Genomic DNA, 17,259 nt, shown 5'->3' on the forward strand with positions numbered 1-17,259 from the left:
TATGGGTGGAGTATTTGGAAGTACGACAATCAGTACGTCTGATAAGCGCATTAATTCGATGCGTATTCAGCAATCTGCATACGGTCTGACTCAGCCATTGGTTTATGGCAAAAACCGTGTTGCTGCAAATATGTTTTGGTATGGTGATTTTAAATCCACTGCCCATACAACGACCACTAAATCTGGTGGTAAAGGGGGTAAAACCAAGACCAAAAACACAACATATACTTATTCAGCATCTTTGATGCTTGGTTTGTGTGAAAACAAAATCAAAGACATTGGCATCATCTGGCGTGATAAAGAGCAGATTGTCACCAAGACTGAAGGCGGTGTGCAACTCAAGCCAATTGATCAAATCGGTTTTGAATTATTCGATGGTGATCACAATCCAGTTTGGGGCTATTTAGCATCAAAGCATCCAGATGAAGCGGTGCATTATCCATTCCTCGGATATGTGGCATGTGCTAATTATGATTTGGGCGGTAGTGCAGCATTATCGAATCATAATTTTGAAGTGATTAGCGATATTACCTTTTCAGAAACAATTCATGATGCCAATCCTGCTGATGTGATTGAGGACTTCATCACCAATCCACGGTATGGTGCAGCACCAAGTCTGAATATGGCTGATTTATCCGAATTTCGAACCTATTGTGCAGCCACTAATTTGTTGATCAGTCCTGCTTTGACTGAACAGCGTGAAGCATTTGAAATCATCAATGAGATTGTGGAAGCAGTGAATTGTGCAGTAGTACCGAGTCCAGACGGTTTGAAAATCCGTTCCTATGGTGACAGTGCTGTGACGGGTAATGGTGTGACATTTACGCCCAATCTTGAACCTGTATACCACCTGACTGATGACGATTTCTTGGGTGAAGATCAGCCAGTACGTGTACGTCGAAGCCGTGATACAGATGCGTATAATCATTGCCAAATTGAGTACGTGAATCGTTTTAACCAATACAATACTGAAACGGTTGAAGCCAAGGACCAAGCCAATATTGAAATGTTTGGGCTTCGTACCCAAGATCCGATCAAGTACGACTTTTTCTGTGAGCCAAAAATTGCGCGTCATGCGGTGCAATTGCTATTACAGCGAAAACTCTATGTTCGAAATGAATATGAGTTTGAATTGGGGTGGAAGTACTGCCGACTTGAGCCGATGGATATTGTGACCATTACAGATGAATCCTTGGGTTTAAATCAGTTTCCTGTGCGGATCACTCGTGTTGAAGAAGATGAAGAGGGTGTGCTTTCGATTACAGCTGAAGAGCTTGCTGTCGGATCTCGTTCAGCAGTTGAGTATGATCTGCAATCATCGAATGGGTATCAAGGTGGCAATGAGGAACCAGGCAACGTCAATGCACCGGCAATTTTTGAGCCTCCTTTAGAATTAACCGATGGTAAAAATCAAATCTGGGTAGCTGCATCTGGTGGTATTAATTGGGGTGGTTGTAACGTCTGGGCAAGTATAGACAACACGACTTATGAAATGATCGGCACCATCTATGGCTCTGCACGTTACGGTACATTAGTTTCAGCCATTGATGCGGATGACACATCGATGCAAGTGCAATTGAATACATCATCTCAAATCTTTGGTGGTACGCTGGAAGATGCCGAAGTTGATGCAACACTGTGTAAAGTTGGTGATGAATATATCAACTATATCGATGCAACCTTGGATGGATCAGGGCGCTATACATTAAGTGGCATGCTGCGTGGCCGTTTTGATGATGCCAGTACGCATAATGCAGGTGAATCATTTGTTCGTATTGATCGTGCTATTTTTGAATATGACTTCAACTCAAATATGATCGGTAAACAGATTTATCTGAAGTTCACAAGCTTCAATGGTCTTGAGCAAAAAGAAGAAACCTTGGATGAAGTGACTGCATACAGTTACACAGTCAATGGTGGCCGTCCTGCAGGTGTGAAAGGTTTATCACTTCAGTCAGCATTTGTAGGCACAAGTTTCAAAGTTCAGTGGCAAAGTGCTTCTGGTGCTAGCGGTTATCGTGTGCAGATCTGGTCAAATGGTGTATTGCTTCGGACTGTTGATACAACCAATACAGATTATAGCTATTCAATGGATGAAGCAAAAATCGATGGTATTCAACGTGCTTATACAGTACGTGTTGCAAGTAAAAACGGTTCGATTATCAGCACTTATGCTGAACTGAATATCAGTAATCTAGTGCCACCACAATTGTTGAACGTGTACACATCTGCTACTGCAGATTCGATCACAGTGACGTGGATTCCAAGTGAAGTACCGGATCTGAAAGATTACCAGGTGTGGATCAGCAATAATGCGAACTTTGATCCTGAAATAACAGCAGCACGTTGGACGGGTACCGAAAATGCTTGCACGATTACTGGCTTGCAATCAACGACCACATATTATGTGCGTGTTGCTGCGCGGGACGTGTGGAAGCCAACTTCGTGGAACTATTCAACACGAATCACGCAAGCCACTGCGGATTAATCACAAACCACCTTCGGGTGGTTTCATTTTTAAAGGGGTAATCAATTGCGAGATATCGTGATTAAACAGGGTACGAATAAGCCTATTCCATTAGACGTTAATAATAGTGATGGCACACCATATGACTTTAGTGATGTGACTGAGATCCGCAGCAAGATACGAAATATCAGTCGTGAGGTTATTGCAGAACTCATCATTTCCATTGATGAGGAAACACCTGGTCGACTCATTATAGAAACAGGTCCTACTGATGATTGGCCTATAGGAGAACATGTTTGGGATGTCTACTTTTATTTGAAAGATGGTCATGTATTTCCCATGCCCGATAAAGGTGTAAGCAAATGGATTGTTGATGAACGAATCTCTTAATGGAGGGTATTTCCATGAGCCAAAACACTCACAAAGTCATTGTGAAAAATTCAGAGCTTAAGGTGACAGTCAGCTCATCAAGTAAAGCAATAGTTGCGAAAATGCCAATCAAAGTCGTTCAAGTAAATGAAGCTGGTCGTCAAGGACCCAAGGGTGATCCTGGACTAACTTTAGATGAGGTTGATGATCGAATTGATCAAAAAATTAATGAAAATAGAATTTTGTTCAGAGATTTAGCAGGGAATATATATGGTTCAGATACTTGATATCTTACTTAAGGATGATCTGCATCCGAGTCTAGCAATCAATGCGAATAATCAACTACAAGTAAATGTCGATAATGAATCTATTCATATCAAACCAAACGGAACCATTGCCTTAAGTTTTAAATCGCAATTATTTATTAATGCTATTAAAGCCAATCAAACATTAACAGCTCTCTCTTCAAGAGTCGATGCAGAGTCAGGTGCACGTTTTATCACTTATGTTAATGAGCTTGGTCAAACGACAGAATTAAATTTTTCAGCATTTATGACTGATGTCCACGTAAATAGTGGTGTGGTTGAGGGAAAGGTGTTAGTGCTCACTGATACTGCAGGTGATCAAGTGCGAATTGATTTGACTCAATTTATGAGTGAAGCTGATGTACGTGCATTGATTAAAAGTATGTTTACGGTCGCCTTGAGAAATTTAAAAGGTGATATTAAAGGGTGGATTTTACCTTATGAGCCTGAACAACCCGATATTGTTTCCGAGTGAAGTAAAAGTACCTGAGCTTGAAGAATTTTCGGATGACTTTATTCTGCATAATAATCAACTATATGTTGACTGGAATCGGGTAGGTAATGTTCTTAAGTCTTCGAATGGTGGGCCTAGAGTTGTTTACGAAGGTGAGGTTGTGGCAGACGAATCGGATGCTTTCTTTACAATCAACATTCCTGAAAACATATTTGCTGAACCACCCAAAATATTCATCACAGGATTTGCTTTAAACCCCGAGACAAATACCGCCGTAGGTAATGCTGCATTTGCATGTCTATTTCCTTCGAGTATTACAACTACTCGAGCACGTGGTAGAGCAAAGACTGCAAATTCTGCAGGCTTATTAGCAGCTATGGTTCTAACTAATGCTGTTGGTGCGATTGTACAATTTATTGCTGTTGGCAAACCTTATATAGGAGATCAGTATGCACTTGCCGCCTGAAGGTACTCAGTTTTTTTCAGATTATTATCGCAGTCAAATTGGCGAACATTATTATCTTAAAGAAGAAAACGGAACTTGGTTTGTTTTTAATTTTCAGCAATGGGTAGCATTACCACCACCTGATCAATGGATTTTGGAATATAAAAAGCCAATATCTGAATTTACTGAATGGGACTATAACCCATTTAATGCATAGCCACCTCTGGGTGGTTTTTTTATTGCCGATTTTAAGGGGGCACAATGTCGAACGCGACACAAATGGTGGATGCTTCTGGGCCAGTAGCGACTACAGCAGGCACAGGCATCACGATTATTTCCTGGCTTGCTACTTGGGACTGGGGGTTTTTAATTGGTGTTTTGATTGGTCTGGCTGGTCTTGCAATCAGTTTTGCAAACTACTTATCAAACAAGCAATTTCAAAAACGTAAAGATCAACGTGAGCAAGAAGAACATGAACTGAAAATTGCAAAATTGCGAGGGCAATGGGATGCAAAACAAGACTAAATTATTTGTCGCTGGTTCAACTGTTGCTGCCGCTTTATTAAGCGGCATTTTTATTACTGGACCAAGTGAACAACAAGTTGAAGCAACAGCAAAAAAAGAAGGGTATACAGCAAAACCTGTTATTCCAGTGAAGGGGGATGTGCCAACGATTGGCCACGGTACCACCGTCTATCCAAACGGTGTACGAGTCAAGATGACAGATCCTGCAATTGATCGTAAAACTGCGCTTCAATATCTGAAGCTTCACATGAATAAAGACGCACAGCGATTCAATAAAACCATATTGAATGTACCAATTTCACAGGATGAATACGATTTATATTTAGATTTCACATATCAATACGGTACCGCAAACTGGTCCAGTTCATCGATGTTGCGCAACCTCAAAGCCAAAAAATATAAAGCTGCCTGTGACTCATTACTCAAATGGAAATACGTAGCAAAGCGTGACTGTTCTATTCGTTCAAATAACTGCTATGGCGTTTGGACTCGACAGCTTGAACGTCACAGTAAATGTATGGGGGCACAATGAAAGATTTAATAACAGGATTTATAACAAAGTTTTATGAAGCCGTCATTATTGCTCTGACGGCTTTTTTATTACTCACACTTATTGGGCTTGGAATTCAGTCATGGCGTGTAAGTCACTGGCAAAATAAATTTAATGGCGCTGATGCCGAATGTGTCGAGCGAATAAACAAAGTTAATGAAGCCTACCAAAGCGCTTTAGAGGCTTGGAAAGCAAAAGTATTCATTGTTGAAAATGAACTCGAAGCCGAACGCAACAACATCAAAATTGAATTTAGAGATATTCGACATGAGACTCAAAAAATCATTACTGACCGCATTTACACTGATTGCAAGTTTACTGATGACGGCTTGCGTATCGCCCAAACCGCCATCGCTACCGCAAATTCCAGCAAGCCTATTAATTGATTGCCAAGATTTAAAGCAATTGGAGACTGGCGAAATGGGTGAGGCATTAATTTGGATTGTTGATACTTCTGAGCAATACGCAGATTGTAGAGCTAAAGTTAAAGCATTTATTAAAATCCATCAGCCCTCTAAATGAGGGCTAATTTATTTAAATATAACAAAATTTTTAAAGTACAGTTTTCTGCCTGATTCACTATCTATTAATTTATATACATATAAATCATAATTATTCCTATGCTTTAAATCATATACATTTTGTTTGTAATCACCATCGAGCATTAATTTTCTGAAATATAAATTACGTTTTAAATCGAATGCACTTAGAATTTTTTTCATTTGCGACCTCTATCTCTATATACCTTGTGTAGATGACTTTCCAGAACCCAAATATCACCATCGATGACAACTTTATTGCCATCGTAAAGAGATAAATTCTGGCCATAAAAATCTGTAATGTTATTTAGTTTCCCTTGATAATTATAGTTTGCCCAAGCACATCTACGATCACTGTGGTTTGACTCTTTGTGAAAAACGAGGATTACTTGAGGGTATTTAATCATCATGAGTTTAATTCTCGGCACTAATATAATCTGGTATTTCAACAAAGTAAGCTTGATTAGTAGCAATGCTTACCCATTGCAACGTCCCGATTTTATTAATGAGTTTAATATTATTGTTATCGTATAAGCTGATTAATACATTGTTATCATCAAAAAACCCAACATATTGAATAGCTGGATTTCTGTGAAAGTTTTCATACATTTTATGGACTTTAACTTTAACAATATTCATTATTTATCCTAATCACCTAAAAGGAGTTAAACCTTTTAAATGATTTAAGAATTCTGAGTTATAAGTTATTTTTTAACTTCGACCTCAGTATGCTCTTTCGGAGCATCTTTAGTTTGTCTGTTCTCAGCATTTAATTGCTGTTCCTTATTTTTTTCTTGCTGAGTTTTTTGCGTATTATCGCCTGCAGGATTTGATTGTTGCTGGTTCTGTTGCTGGGTTTTAGAGTCACTTGACTTTGTGAAATTTGACATAATGATTGTCCTTGAATTGTCAATAGTATTATCGACAAACTCAGCATGTGCCTTATATTTATTAATAGATACCCTGAATATGTATCAAGATTTATAGTTTTAGAAATATTTATTATGAGTGCCTGATATTAATCGATTATTAATATAATATTTAAATTAATATATTTGTAATTTATAAAAACTCTTACTCATGCATTGTTATAAATTTTTACATTAGCAATTTAGCAATAATCTCCTCATCAAACTCTATTACCCCAGTCTAGTGCGACACAATCTATAGATTGAAATTTTTTCAATACTTTGCAAGTTATGCTATCCGCTGAATACTCAAAAAAGAGAAATAGCAAAATTGGGTAGGAAACCTTATAGGTAAAGTATAAAATTTCTTTAGTAACTTACTAACAATTAATTCTGATGAAAATGATCACAGAATTATTTTCTAAGACGTAAATATCTTCAGTCTACAAAAAATGAAGAGTCTACAAAAAAATAAATTTGTAGACTGATTTGTAGACTGATGAAGTGCAATTACACCTAAGTGGTAACAAATGTATGCAACTGTTAAATAGTATTAAGTCATTGAAAGCACAGGTAATTGCAATATGATACAAGCGTTGCCAATTAAAACAAAACTAGGTGGATTCTACTTTTTCTACTATGCGATTGTCGGTACCTTCATGCCGTATTGGAGTCTATATCTGAAAGATCAGGGATTTAGCTTTTTAGAGATTGGGTGGCTTAGTGCAATTGCAATCATGACACGTTTTTTTGCGCCGTTTATTTGGGGTTGGGTGGCGGATAAAACGGGTAAAAGAATGCTATTGGTGCGAATCGCAACATGGATGGAAGCGAGTATATGGTTCCTCATTTTTATTATACCCAATAATTTTCAATCAATTGCCTTGTTAATGTTGATCTTCAGCTTTTTTCAAAATGCGATACTTGCTCAATTTGAAGGCGTTACATTATTTTGGTTAGGCGAAAATCGAAATGAACTTTATGGCAAAGTGAGAAAATGGGGATCGATTGGGTTTATTGTTGGTGTTTTCTTTATTGGTCTAATTCTTGAAATTATTGATATTCAATATCTCCCGATTTTATTACTGAGTATTTCATTTCTAGCGTTCTTATGGTCATTTACAGTAAAAGAACCGAAGGGCGCACCAAAAGCCCAAAAAACACTTGAATCCATTATTCCAGTTTTAAAACAACCAGTTGTGAAAGCAATTTTCTTAATTGAGTTCATTATGTTGTTTGCTCAAGCACCATTCTATAGTTTTTATAGCAATTACTTACAGTCATCTGGATTTAGTACCACAGCAACAGGATTTCTTTGGTCAACAGGTGTTATTGCTGAAATCATGATGTTTGCCTATGCATCATTTTTTTTAAATCGTTTTACATGGCGTCATTTGGTTGCGATCTGTTTATGGATGACTGGGCTTAGGTTTTTGATTGTTGGTTTATTTCCTGAAAGTTTTGTTCTCCAATTTCTCTCCCAGACAATGCATGCATTCAGTTTCGGTTTATTTCACTTATTGGCGATGCGCATTATTTTTGAGCACTTTTCTGCTGGGCAGCAGGGTAGAGCTCAAGCTTTGTATAGTACGATGTGGGGCTTGGGTGTGGCATCTGGAAGCGTATTGGCAGGACAATATTGGGAGCTGATTTCTGGCAGCTATATTTTTATCATTGCAGGAGCTTCAACGTTGATTGGTTTCATATTTTTATCCGCTTTACCAAATCTCAAGCCCACTGAAGCAAGATAGTGACTTATGATGTTTGAGTAAATAGTAATTGCGGATCCACGCATAATCTATTTCGTCCTGCAGATTTCGCTTGATAAAGGGCAACGTCTGCACGATTAATCAATTGTTGGAATGGGGTGCCAGACGGAAGTTGTTGATAACTTAAACCTATGCTTACACTAATATTGAGATGTTGATTTTGCCTGATCATAATCGGTGTTTCTGCCACGCGGTCGCATATACGCTGTGCGATTTCAATGCAGGCTGGTAGGTTACTATCTTTAATTAAGATGGCAAATTCTTCACCGCCAACTCTACCGAATAAATCATTTGATCTAATTTGAGATCTGACGATATTGCTAAAGTCTTTGAGAACAATATCACCTATTTCATGTCCATATTGATCATTAATTTTTTTAAAGTGGTCAATATCGAGTAGTAGAATAGACACGCTGTGAATATTGGATTTCGCCTCCCTATGAGTTGAGTCTATCGTCTTTTCGCTTTCTTCATAAAAATATCGGCGATTCATAGTCGTTGTTAAACTGTCATGGTTCGCTAAATATAATATTTGGTGATATAGCTTTTGGCGATTCAAACTAATAATTGATAATGTTAGTGGGCCTAAAGCCAGCATGAAAAGACCGATGCGAACAGACAGTGTTGTCGAAATAAATGCTTCTGGAGATTCTGTTAGATAATATGCACTTAAGCTGTTGTATAAGAACATACATACAAAGCAGTTGATGATTGCAACCAACAATAAATTGTAGGTTAATGCTGCCCAGATGAGTGCTCCGATCGGGAACATGATGGCGCCAGGGCCAATAAAAAAGTGAGTTAGAATTACAGATACAACGACAAATATGAAGGGTAAGACAAGGGGCAAACTTAAACGTTGATTTTTTTGATTTACAAAATATTGTTGAACTGTAGTTTTGCTTGGTAATGCGAGAACAATAGGTAAAAAAGCGACAAAGTTAAGAATTTCACCACTCCACCACATGCCAAAATCAACCCAAATACGGCTGAGCTCCATAAAGCTGTTAGGAACATAAGGGATGGTTAAAATCGCAAAGGTTGGGCTCGCTAGGCACCCTCCAAAAGCACTAATTAAAAATAAGTAAACAAATGTAAGACCTTTATTGAATTCTTGATAATTGATTTTTAACCGGTTCAGTAGGTATAAGGTCACTAATGGGTTTAGCAAGTTAGCAAGAGTTAACAACCAAGTAAGTTGTAAAGTGTTGCCAGTACCTAGGTCTGCAAGCATATACCCAGAAAAGGCCCCAAGCCAGCCACCAAGATTATTGAGATAACTAAATCTTAAAAAAAGACCTAGTAGTACGGCATTTGCAGGCCAGAAAATTGCAAGAAATGAGAGAGGTCGACCAAGTATTCCAGCCAAAGCACAAAGTGTAATGATGAGCATGACAATCAAAAAAGATTGTGCATTGTTTTTAATCAGCTCTGTTCGTATCCATATGGTCATACTTAACGTATATTCCCTTGCATAAAAGCTTATATTTTTAAGCTTTCTGTGAGGTATAGAATGAATATTATTCTGATAAGAATATATTTTTGCACTAATAAATCAATAGATCGCATTAAACTGCTGATGATTTAAAGTTCATCAATAGGGAATTCATTTTCTTATATAAAATTGTTCTTATCACGTTAATTCTATGAGTTTTCTTGCTGAAATGTGCTAATTTAGCTCTAAACGTTGACCTATAGATGTTGTATGAAAAAAACAGTTTTTTTTGCACCTTTACTTTTATTAATGACGTCTTTTTCTTCTGCCGATCAAAATGTCCAAGCGCAAGCTAAAGGTGCTGATTTACAACAGCCTGAAAATAATATTCGAATCAACATGCGCCCAGAAATTTTAGGTTTATGGGGAATGGAAATTCCAAATAATAAAAAATGTGTTGAGTATTATAATTTCCGTGGTAACAATGAGGTGGTCGTGAATAGTGCTAAAGAGTGGTCGGTCGGTTTATTTGAGTATCAACCATCTCAAGACAGCTCTTCGGGCTTGTTGCCTACCTTGGTCATGCAAGTCAATTATGAGAACAACGAAAAAGACTGCTCTGGTAATCAAGTAGATCAGGCAGGAGATTTGTCTCAATATTTTGTAAAATGGGACAATCCGAATCAAATCAATTTCTGTGCATCTGAAAAGGGTGGACAATGTTTTGCAAAACTTAATCGTATATTGCCATGAGCTAAAATCTTTGCAGCGTATTCTTCAATAAAAAAAAGCCTCCTGAAAAAGAGGCTTTTTTATTCATCTTGTAAAGCTGTAATTACTCAGCTTCGCTATGTCCTTATACCTGTTTCAACAAATGTTTCTCTAAGTAGTGAATATCCATAGCCTGTTCTGCAAAGTTCTTATCTTCAAGGATGAGATCTTTGTGTAGCGGAATATTGGTTTTGATTCCTGTTAAGATCATTTCATCTAAGGCTTGTTTCATACGAGCCAAAGCGGTTTCGCGATCTTTACCATGTGCGATTAATTTTGCAATCATCGAATCATAGTAAGGTGGAATGCTATAACCTGGATAGATATGAGAATCTAAACGGATGCCTGCACCACCAGGTGTGTAGAATTGCTCGATTTTACCTGGTGATGGAAGGAAGGTGGTTGGATCTTCTGCATTAATACGGCATTCAATTGCATGACCGTGTACTTTGATTTGATCTTGTTCTAGATTTAAACCAAGACCAGCGGCTACACGAAGCTGTTGTTCAATAATATCGACACCCGTTACCATTTCAGTCACAGGATGTTCTACTTGAACACGTGTATTCATCTCAATAAAGAAGAACTCACCATCTTCAAATAAGAATTCGAACGTGCCTGCGCCACGATACTGCATTAATTCGCATGCTTTTACGCAAGCTGCTAAAATTTCAGCACGAGCTTCTTCTGGAAGGTTCGGAGCAGGAGCTTCCTCAAGCACTTTTTGATGACGACGTTGTAATGAACAGTCACGATCATATAAATGTACGGCGTGACCATTACCATCGCCAATTACCTGTACTTCAACATGGCGTGGCTTTTGAAGGAAACGTTCCATGTAAACCGTATCATCACCGAACCACATTTCAGCATCACGTTGAGCTGCTTGTACAGACTCCAACAGTGTATCAACACGTTCAACAATTCGCATACCGCGACCGCCACCACCAGCAGCAGCTTTAACGATAAGTGGGAAGCCAATCTCTTTTGCTTCGGCCAAGGCATTGTTTGGTGTTACAGCATGAGCTGAACCTGGAACGGTTGGTACACCAGCTTTACGCATCGCCATAATCGCTGACACTTTATTCCCCATAAGGCGAATATGTTCAGGACGTGGACCAATAAAGATAAAACCAGAACTTTCTACAATCTCAGCAAATTCAGCATTTTCTGATAAAAAGCCATAACCTGGATGAATTGCATCTGCACCAGTCACTTCCGCTGCTGTAATAATTGCAGGAATATTTAGATAACTTTCGCTACTTGCACCAGGACCAATACAAACGGCTTCATCAACAAAGCGTAAATGCATGAGGTCTTTATCGGCATCCGAGTAGATACCGACTGTTTTAATACCGAGTGTTTTGCAAGCACGTGTAATACGCAGTGCAATTTCACCTCGGTTGGCAATGAGAACTTTTTGCAACATACCAACCCCCAACGATTACGCGCGGTAGCGGAATAAAGGTTGACCGAATTGGATTACATCACCATTTTTAACTAAAATTTCTTCAATCACACCACTTTGAGTTGCCTCAATTGGGTTCATGATTTTCATTGCTTCAATAATTCCAAGCGTTTCGCCTGCTGAAACAGTTTGTCCTACATTTACAAATGGTGCTTCGCCTGGACTTGGTGCAGCATAGAACACGCCAACCATTGGTGAGGTTTCAACAGCACCACGAGAAGCTGGTTTCACAACTGGAGCTTCTGGCGCAGCAGATTGTATTGGTGCAACACCAGCGGCTACGATAGGATTACGACGCGCTAAAGCAATGGATTGATCACCTTCTTTTACTTCAATAGATTGAAGATCCGATTCAATCATTAAGTCGATGAGCTTTTTAATTTTGCGAATATCCATGAATTCGTATTCCTAAGGTTAAAGATGTGTAGAAGTTTGAATTTTTTGCACGGCATGAGTTAATGCAAATGAATAACCCTGTGCGCCTAGTCCACAAATGACACCGACAGCTTTATCTGAGAGATAAGAGTGGTGTCTAAATGCTTCACGTGCGTGAACATTTGAAAGGTGAACTTCAATAAATGGGATCGCAACACCTAATAGGGCATCACGTACTGCTACTGAGGTGTGGGTCAGTGCAGCAGGATTGATGATGATAAATTTTATACCATCAATTTGGGCTTGATGAATTCGGTCGACAATGGCACCTTCCCAATTGCTTTGGAAGGTTTCAAGTTGAATTGAACTTTCTTGAGCTTGCTGTATGAGTTGATGATTGATATCGTCTAAAGTTAAGTGTCCGTAAACTTCAGGTTCTCGCTTTCCTAGCAAATTTAAATTTGGTCCATGTATGACCAAAATGGTCGAACTCATGAAGACAGCTCCAATATGAAAGTTGCAATATAACCTTGCAAGATGCCTGCAAAGTTTGCATATTATGGCATGTTTTTAAGCTTTTCATTTATATTTTGTTTCAAAAATAGCAAAAAAACAATGTCGTCAATGAGCTGTATTTTGAGAACTTTGCAGTCAATTGGCAATGTTAAAAAATTACATTTTTCTTTTAATTCTTCGAGTCTGCTATTTTAAACCGAATTGACCAAAAGTATTCATTTGTTTTGTGTAACCGCCATATGTGAGTCATCAATAGTCAGCATTTCTGACCATGAGGTGGTATAGCGTGGAGAGTGGTGCAATTGCTTCATTTTCCATTGTTGTTGATTGGTATGATAGCCCACTTGAATACAATGCTTTCCAAAGCGGTTTTTCATAGCGCCAATTGTTGTCATGAGTGAATCTCGCTGCTGGATTAAATCATGAGGCTGCCAAAGGTCATGTGTATGTGTTTTTTTAGCACTCAAAGCAGAAAACATGACGGAAACTTTTACATAACGTATATTTTCTTTAAATAAAACATCAATTTGCTGTTGTGCTGCATGGGTCAGGATTAATAAATCATCCGTCGGATATTCCAAACCAATTACATGAGAATGTGATTTCTTGAATGGTTTTACTGGAATTTTTTCATAAAGAGACACATGGACACAGGCGCATAATTGTTCTTGCTTGGTTAAACGCTCATGAGCCCGACTTAAATGAAAAATCATGGCTTGCTTGATTAATGCTTTATCCTTTAATGCTGATGCAAAACTTCGTGATGCTAAGATTCGTTTAGACGGTAAATCAGGATCTTCTAGTGAAATACAGGACTGACCTTTTAGCTCACGAATGGTACGCCCCATGAGCACTGAAAACTGCTTCATCAAATAGTGTTCATTGGCAAAAGTTAAGTCATAGCAATTATAAATACCGTAACTTTCAAGTTGTTTACTAATTTTTCGACCTACGCCCCAAATTTCCGATACTGAGGTTTCTATAAGTAATTGATCAAAACTGCATGGATCCAAATCCAATAAAGAACACACTCGGTTAAAACCAGAACGTTTTTTGGCAAAGTGATTGGCGAGTTTAGCTTGTGTTTTACTGTAACCAATCCCGATACAACAAGGCAAACCGATCCATTGTTGAATACGGTCGACTAATTCTCGACAAAATTTTTCTAAATCAAAAAGACTTTGATAATGTGTTAGGCGAATAAAACATTCATCAATTGAATAGGGCTCTAGATCTGAATCTGCATGAAAGTGTTGCTCTAAAATAGTGAAAAAGCGACTAGACATATCGCCGTAGAGGGCATAGTTGCTTGAAAATACTTTAACACCAGCCTTAAGCATATCTTTTTCAATTTCATACCATGGCACGGCCATGCCAATATTGAGAGCTTTCGCTTCCTCACTACGAGATACGACACAACCATCGTTATTACTTAAAACAACGACCGGTTGACCATTTAAACTTGGATTAAATACACGCTCACAACTGACATAGCAGTTATTAATATCAATGAGCGCAAAAATCTCTTGATGATAAATATTTTGCATAGGAGTAGGGTGAACTGCTTAGATCAATTTATTTCAGTTTTTTTAAAATACAAGTCACTACACCCCAGACCATGATTTGTTCTTCGCTACGAGGATAGATGTCAGGGTAGTCTGGATTCTCGGCTTTTAACCATAAAAGGATCGTTCCATCATTTTGTTTTTCTAACATTAATCTTTTTACTGTGAATTCATTATTAATCAGCGCCAAGACGATATCACCATGTTCTGCATTCAAACTCCGGTCAATCAAGATTTGATCACCAACTTCAATCCCTGCATTTTTCATTGATAACGAATTTACGCGTAGTATAAAAGTAGATGCTACGTTGTGAACCAAGTATTCATTTAGATCAATATGTCCTTCTACATAATCTTGTGCTGGGGAAGGGAAGCCTGCTGCCACAGATTCAATAGGATAGGCGATTTTTAAACGTGTTCTAAATTGGATTGGTGAAATTTCAATTTGTTGATTGAAATCATCTTCAGGTCGTATTTTTAACCATTCTTTAATTTGAATCACTTTTGATTCAGGAACACGCATTACTACTGTTTTTTCTGAAAACTGTGATTTTCGACCTGCATTGGCACGTTTACCACCATGTAGAGAAGCGGTATTTGTTGCTGAAATATTTGAATTGCTGCTCATATGAAATTCCCCCCCCATTTAATCTTGAATATGTAACAAAATCAAGATAGCAAAAAAAACATTGTAAAAACAGATTGTTTCGTCGGATTGATTGTGCTTATACGACACTATGCTTAAAATTAGGTCTAAATTTATGATGAAAATGGAATCATCCATGTTGCAAGATTTTATTGAAGAGCAAAAATTAGTCTGTGAGGAGTTTGATTCTGCTTACATCAAAGTGAATGAAGATGATGTTGTTGCTGTGGCTAAGCATACTTTAGATCAAGAGCCAATCGTCGGTTTGCGTAATAAGCCTGAACCAGGTGAGAAAGTGGCATGGTTTATTTATGGTGGTGAATTAGGCGAGGGCGAAGATTTTTTTGAGACGATGACGGTGAAAGAGCTTGAAGAAATTTTACCCGATGCCATTCCATTTCTTGCATTGGAAACAGGTTTCCGTTTTATGATTGATCGAGATGATTATGAGGATGTTTGGAAAGCTGAGCCTGATTTAGGAATCTAATGCGCATGTTATGGGTGAGGTTGATTTTTGTAGGTTTAAGTTTTGTTGTATCACAACAGGTTGTAGCGAATGATTTGATTGATGCACAACAGATGGTGTATCAGCAAAAACTGGATCATGAAATGCAGCTGATCGAACAAACCAAGCAGATTTTAGATGATGAACACAGTACAGCCACACCGATGGAGCAACAACTTGCTTTATGCGCAAGGTTAAAGGCCTATCAAAACATTGTTGGTTTAGCAGACCAGTTTATTCAAGTTGAACAAGCACATGTAATGAAACGTATTGCGCAATTTTATTTAAATCAGCAATCTACGAGTTTTCAGCAATCGGGCATGACAATTGATGATTGGTGTAGCGCAAACTAGCAAATTTGTCAGATATTGATATGAATTTGGACTGAATTGATAACTCGAGCTTTATTATAATTTTTTGCGTTGAGTTGACGTATTCCAATTTCCCTGATTGACACGCGACATCTTAACCATCATTAGTCTAGGTGATGTCTAAACCCGCTGCATAGCGGGTTTATTAATGTCTATTTCACTGATTAATTCATTTTTTTAAGCTACGAACTGACTCGATATGCTATGTAAATCAAAAAGTAGTTTTGGTTTACAGGCAATTGGCGGGCTTTGGTATTCCGGCTAATCGACTTAGATGGCGAGCAACTAGGCCTGTTTTAAACTTTTCTTGCAATACTGCATTATCAATGTCAGCGCTGACGTGTTTCATTAAAAATTTGATTAAGGGACGAGTTGCAGGAGAATGACCAAATTGAGCGTAGAACTGACGCACCGCATGCAATACTTCGAAATGCCAAGCTGTTAGCTCAAGCTCGAGTGTATTCGCGAGTACTTGCGCTACATTTTCATTCCAAATGGTATAGTCAACTAAATGACCATCTTGATCGAGTTCAAGGGATAATTCAGTGGTCATGGTAAAACCTAAGTCAATAAATTTGTTTTATTTAAGGCTAATACAGCGTGTAAAGCCCAGAATGATATCTGCAAAAGTGGTGTAATCAATCACTTCAATTTGAAAATACTCGCCGTTCAATAGATGCGAAGGTAATAACTCAGCATCTCGATCTAAAACGTAGACCTTGTTTTGAATCGTAAGTACAGATGGTGTAAACAATGCCAACACCGCATCCCCCATAAGCACTAAAGCATCATTAGTATCCAGTGATTTTTGAACCTGTTGAATACAATGTTCAGTATTTGCAAATTGAGATTGTATTAAATAAAGCGTTTTATCGGTCATATGAGTTACCAATACAGTACATGGTCAAAGCTTTGAATTAACTCTTTATTAAATTCAATAAATTTAATTTCATGCGTAGTATGTTGAACAAAGGGATTATCTTGTTGATTGGATTCAACCAAAATAGGGCTTAGATCATAAAACTCAAAGCTATCGACGAGGTTGGAAGCCAGTTTAAACGCATGTTTAATGGGTTCGAAGCTTAATTCGGAACGGAGTAAACTTAAAGCTGCGCCTTGCAATAAAACTTTTACTTCAGCGCCAAAAGTTGCTAAAACCATGGTTGCAGAAAGGCTCTCATGAACTTGTAGCGAGTTGAGATTTGATTGGGTTAATATAACCAGTACAGATTTCACACAATTTACCTTTCAATTGCAACAATCAATGAAAAATGAA

General features: G+C 38.0%; 24 protein-coding genes. 13 read left to right on the top strand and 11 right to left on the bottom strand.

Features of this window, described 5'->3' with window-relative positions; genetic code table 11:
• The first annotated feature begins 1 nt into the window (after nt 1).
• Genes AC1M83_RS03305 through AC1M83_RS03345 form a run of 9 tightly spaced genes read left to right on the top strand, consistent with a single transcriptional unit; the run spans nt 2 to nt 5,501 of the window.
• Nucleotides 2-2,488, top strand: coding sequence for a phage tail protein (locus AC1M83_RS03305; protein ID WP_481590010.1), 2,487 nt, complete (start codon nt 2-4; stop codon nt 2,486-2,488).
• A 45-nt stretch (nt 2,489-2,533) separates the two neighbouring features.
• The gene (locus AC1M83_RS03310) at nt 2,534-2,857 is read left to right on the top strand and encodes a hypothetical protein (protein ID WP_481590011.1); all 324 of its coding nucleotides are present in this window, start codon (nt 2,534-2,536) and stop codon (nt 2,855-2,857) included.
• Between the two features lie 14 nt (nt 2,858-2,871).
• Nucleotides 2,872-3,123, top strand: a complete 252-nt coding sequence (locus AC1M83_RS03315) for a hypothetical protein (protein WP_481590012.1) — start codon at nt 2,872-2,874, stop codon at nt 3,121-3,123.
• Complete coding sequence (locus tag AC1M83_RS03320) at nt 3,107-3,616, top strand: hypothetical protein (RefSeq protein WP_481590013.1); 510 nt, start codon at nt 3,107-3,109, stop codon at nt 3,614-3,616. The genes AC1M83_RS03315 and AC1M83_RS03320 overlap by 17 nt, the downstream gene beginning before the upstream one ends.
• A complete protein-coding gene (locus AC1M83_RS03325) occupies nt 3,582-4,061 on the top strand; it encodes a hypothetical protein (protein ID WP_481590014.1) in 480 nt (159 codons plus the stop codon). Before AC1M83_RS03320 ends, AC1M83_RS03325 begins: the two co-directional genes overlap by 35 nt.
• Nucleotides 4,045-4,257, top strand: a complete 213-nt coding sequence (locus AC1M83_RS03330; RefSeq protein ID WP_481590015.1) for a hypothetical protein — start codon at nt 4,045-4,047, stop codon at nt 4,255-4,257. Before AC1M83_RS03325 ends, AC1M83_RS03330 begins: the two co-directional genes overlap by 17 nt.
• 44 nt (nt 4,258-4,301) lie before the next feature.
• Entirely contained in the window at nt 4,302-4,565 is a 264-nt protein-coding gene (locus tag AC1M83_RS03335; protein ID WP_048882812.1) for a phage holin family protein, read from the top strand.
• Nucleotides 4,549-5,097 carry a glycoside hydrolase family protein gene (locus AC1M83_RS03340; RefSeq protein WP_481590016.1) on the top strand — a complete coding sequence of 183 codons (549 nt, stop codon included), beginning with the start codon at nt 4,549-4,551 and terminating at the stop codon, nt 5,095-5,097. The genes AC1M83_RS03335 and AC1M83_RS03340 overlap by 17 nt, the downstream gene beginning before the upstream one ends.
• On the top strand, nt 5,094-5,501 hold the full coding sequence (locus AC1M83_RS03345) for a hypothetical protein (RefSeq protein WP_481588137.1): 408 nt from the start codon (nt 5,094-5,096) through the stop codon (nt 5,499-5,501). The genes AC1M83_RS03340 and AC1M83_RS03345 overlap by 4 nt, the downstream gene beginning before the upstream one ends.
• Before the next feature lie 567 nt (nt 5,502-6,068).
• Here AC1M83_RS03345 and AC1M83_RS03350 read toward each other — a convergent pair.
• Complete coding sequence (locus tag AC1M83_RS03350; protein WP_481590017.1) at nt 6,069-6,293, bottom strand: hypothetical protein; 225 nt, start codon at nt 6,291-6,293, stop codon at nt 6,069-6,071.
• Nucleotides 6,294-6,358: 65 nt separating this feature from the next.
• Complete coding sequence (locus AC1M83_RS03355; RefSeq protein WP_481590018.1) at nt 6,359-6,544, bottom strand: hypothetical protein; 186 nt, start codon at nt 6,542-6,544, stop codon at nt 6,359-6,361.
• Nucleotides 6,545-7,149: 605 nt separating this feature from the next.
• Here AC1M83_RS03355 and AC1M83_RS03360 point away from each other — a divergent pair.
• On the top strand, nt 7,150-8,313 hold the full coding sequence (locus tag AC1M83_RS03360; protein WP_481590057.1) for an MFS transporter: 1,164 nt from the start codon (nt 7,150-7,152) through the stop codon (nt 8,311-8,313).
• Between the two features lie 4 nt (nt 8,314-8,317).
• Here the strand turns inward: AC1M83_RS03360 and AC1M83_RS03365 are convergent, their stop codons facing one another.
• Nucleotides 8,318-9,784 (bottom strand): GGDEF domain-containing protein, encoded by a 1,467-nt coding sequence (locus tag AC1M83_RS03365; RefSeq protein ID WP_481590019.1) that lies wholly within the window; start codon nt 9,782-9,784, stop codon nt 8,318-8,320.
• Between the two features lie 252 nt (nt 9,785-10,036).
• On the opposite strand from AC1M83_RS03365, the gene AC1M83_RS03370 reads away from it, so the two are divergent.
• Nucleotides 10,037-10,519: a hypothetical protein gene (locus tag AC1M83_RS03370; RefSeq protein ID WP_035270703.1), complete on the top strand. Its 483-nt coding sequence runs from the start codon at nt 10,037-10,039 to the stop codon at nt 10,517-10,519.
• A gap of 103 nt (nt 10,520-10,622) precedes the next feature.
• Here AC1M83_RS03370 and accC read toward each other — a convergent pair whose 3' ends face one another.
• The 5 genes from accC to AC1M83_RS03395 all read right to left on the bottom strand — a co-directional run bounded on the left by accC (nt 10,623) and on the right by AC1M83_RS03395 (nt 15,089).
• Nucleotides 10,623-11,966, bottom strand: a complete 1,344-nt coding sequence (gene accC / locus AC1M83_RS03375; protein WP_481590020.1) for an acetyl-CoA carboxylase biotin carboxylase subunit — start codon at nt 11,964-11,966, stop codon at nt 10,623-10,625.
• Nucleotides 11,967-11,981: 15 nt separating this feature from the next.
• The gene (gene accB, locus AC1M83_RS03380; protein WP_035267829.1) at nt 11,982-12,401 is read right to left on the bottom strand and encodes an acetyl-CoA carboxylase biotin carboxyl carrier protein; all 420 of its coding nucleotides are present in this window, start codon (nt 12,399-12,401) and stop codon (nt 11,982-11,984) included.
• An 18-nt stretch (nt 12,402-12,419) separates the two neighbouring features.
• Complete coding sequence (aroQ, locus tag AC1M83_RS03385) at nt 12,420-12,875, bottom strand: type II 3-dehydroquinate dehydratase (protein ID WP_035267826.1); 456 nt, start codon at nt 12,873-12,875, stop codon at nt 12,420-12,422.
• 236 nt (nt 12,876-13,111) lie between these two features.
• Nucleotides 13,112-14,443 (bottom strand): Y-family DNA polymerase, encoded by a 1,332-nt coding sequence (locus AC1M83_RS03390; protein ID WP_035267823.1) that lies wholly within the window; start codon nt 14,441-14,443, stop codon nt 13,112-13,114.
• A gap of 28 nt (nt 14,444-14,471) precedes the next feature.
• Nucleotides 14,472-15,089, bottom strand: a complete 618-nt coding sequence (locus tag AC1M83_RS03395; RefSeq protein ID WP_257219868.1) for a LexA family protein — start codon at nt 15,087-15,089, stop codon at nt 14,472-14,474.
• Nucleotides 15,090-15,243: 154 nt separating this feature from the next.
• On the opposite strand from AC1M83_RS03395, the gene AC1M83_RS03400 reads away from it, so the two are divergent.
• Together AC1M83_RS03400 and AC1M83_RS03405 are read left to right on the top strand one after the other, a co-directional pair.
• The gene (locus AC1M83_RS03400) at nt 15,244-15,594 is read left to right on the top strand and encodes an immunity protein Imm33 domain-containing protein (protein ID WP_035267817.1); all 351 of its coding nucleotides are present in this window, start codon (nt 15,244-15,246) and stop codon (nt 15,592-15,594) included.
• The gene (locus AC1M83_RS03405; RefSeq protein WP_481590021.1) at nt 15,594-15,965 is read left to right on the top strand and encodes a hypothetical protein; all 372 of its coding nucleotides are present in this window, start codon (nt 15,594-15,596) and stop codon (nt 15,963-15,965) included. Before AC1M83_RS03400 ends, AC1M83_RS03405 begins: the two co-directional genes overlap by 1 nt.
• 247 nt (nt 15,966-16,212) lie before the next feature.
• Here AC1M83_RS03405 and AC1M83_RS03410 read toward each other — a convergent pair whose 3' ends face one another.
• From AC1M83_RS03410 to AC1M83_RS03420, 3 genes are read right to left on the bottom strand one after another with little or no spacing between them, the layout of a single operon-like run.
• Nucleotides 16,213-16,536 (bottom strand): TusE/DsrC/DsvC family sulfur relay protein, encoded by a 324-nt coding sequence (locus AC1M83_RS03410; RefSeq protein ID WP_035267814.1) that lies wholly within the window; start codon nt 16,534-16,536, stop codon nt 16,213-16,215.
• A gap of 27 nt (nt 16,537-16,563) precedes the next feature.
• A complete protein-coding gene (locus tag AC1M83_RS03415; protein WP_180027828.1) occupies nt 16,564-16,863 on the bottom strand; it encodes a DsrH/TusB family sulfur metabolism protein in 300 nt (99 codons plus the stop codon).
• 5 nt (nt 16,864-16,868) lie between these two features.
• Nucleotides 16,869-17,219 (bottom strand): hypothetical protein, encoded by a 351-nt coding sequence (locus AC1M83_RS03420; protein WP_035267809.1) that lies wholly within the window; start codon nt 17,217-17,219, stop codon nt 16,869-16,871.
• Nucleotides 17,220-17,259: the final 40 nt, after the last annotated feature.

The organism is Acinetobacter sp. 25-47-130 (assembly GCF_056779705.1).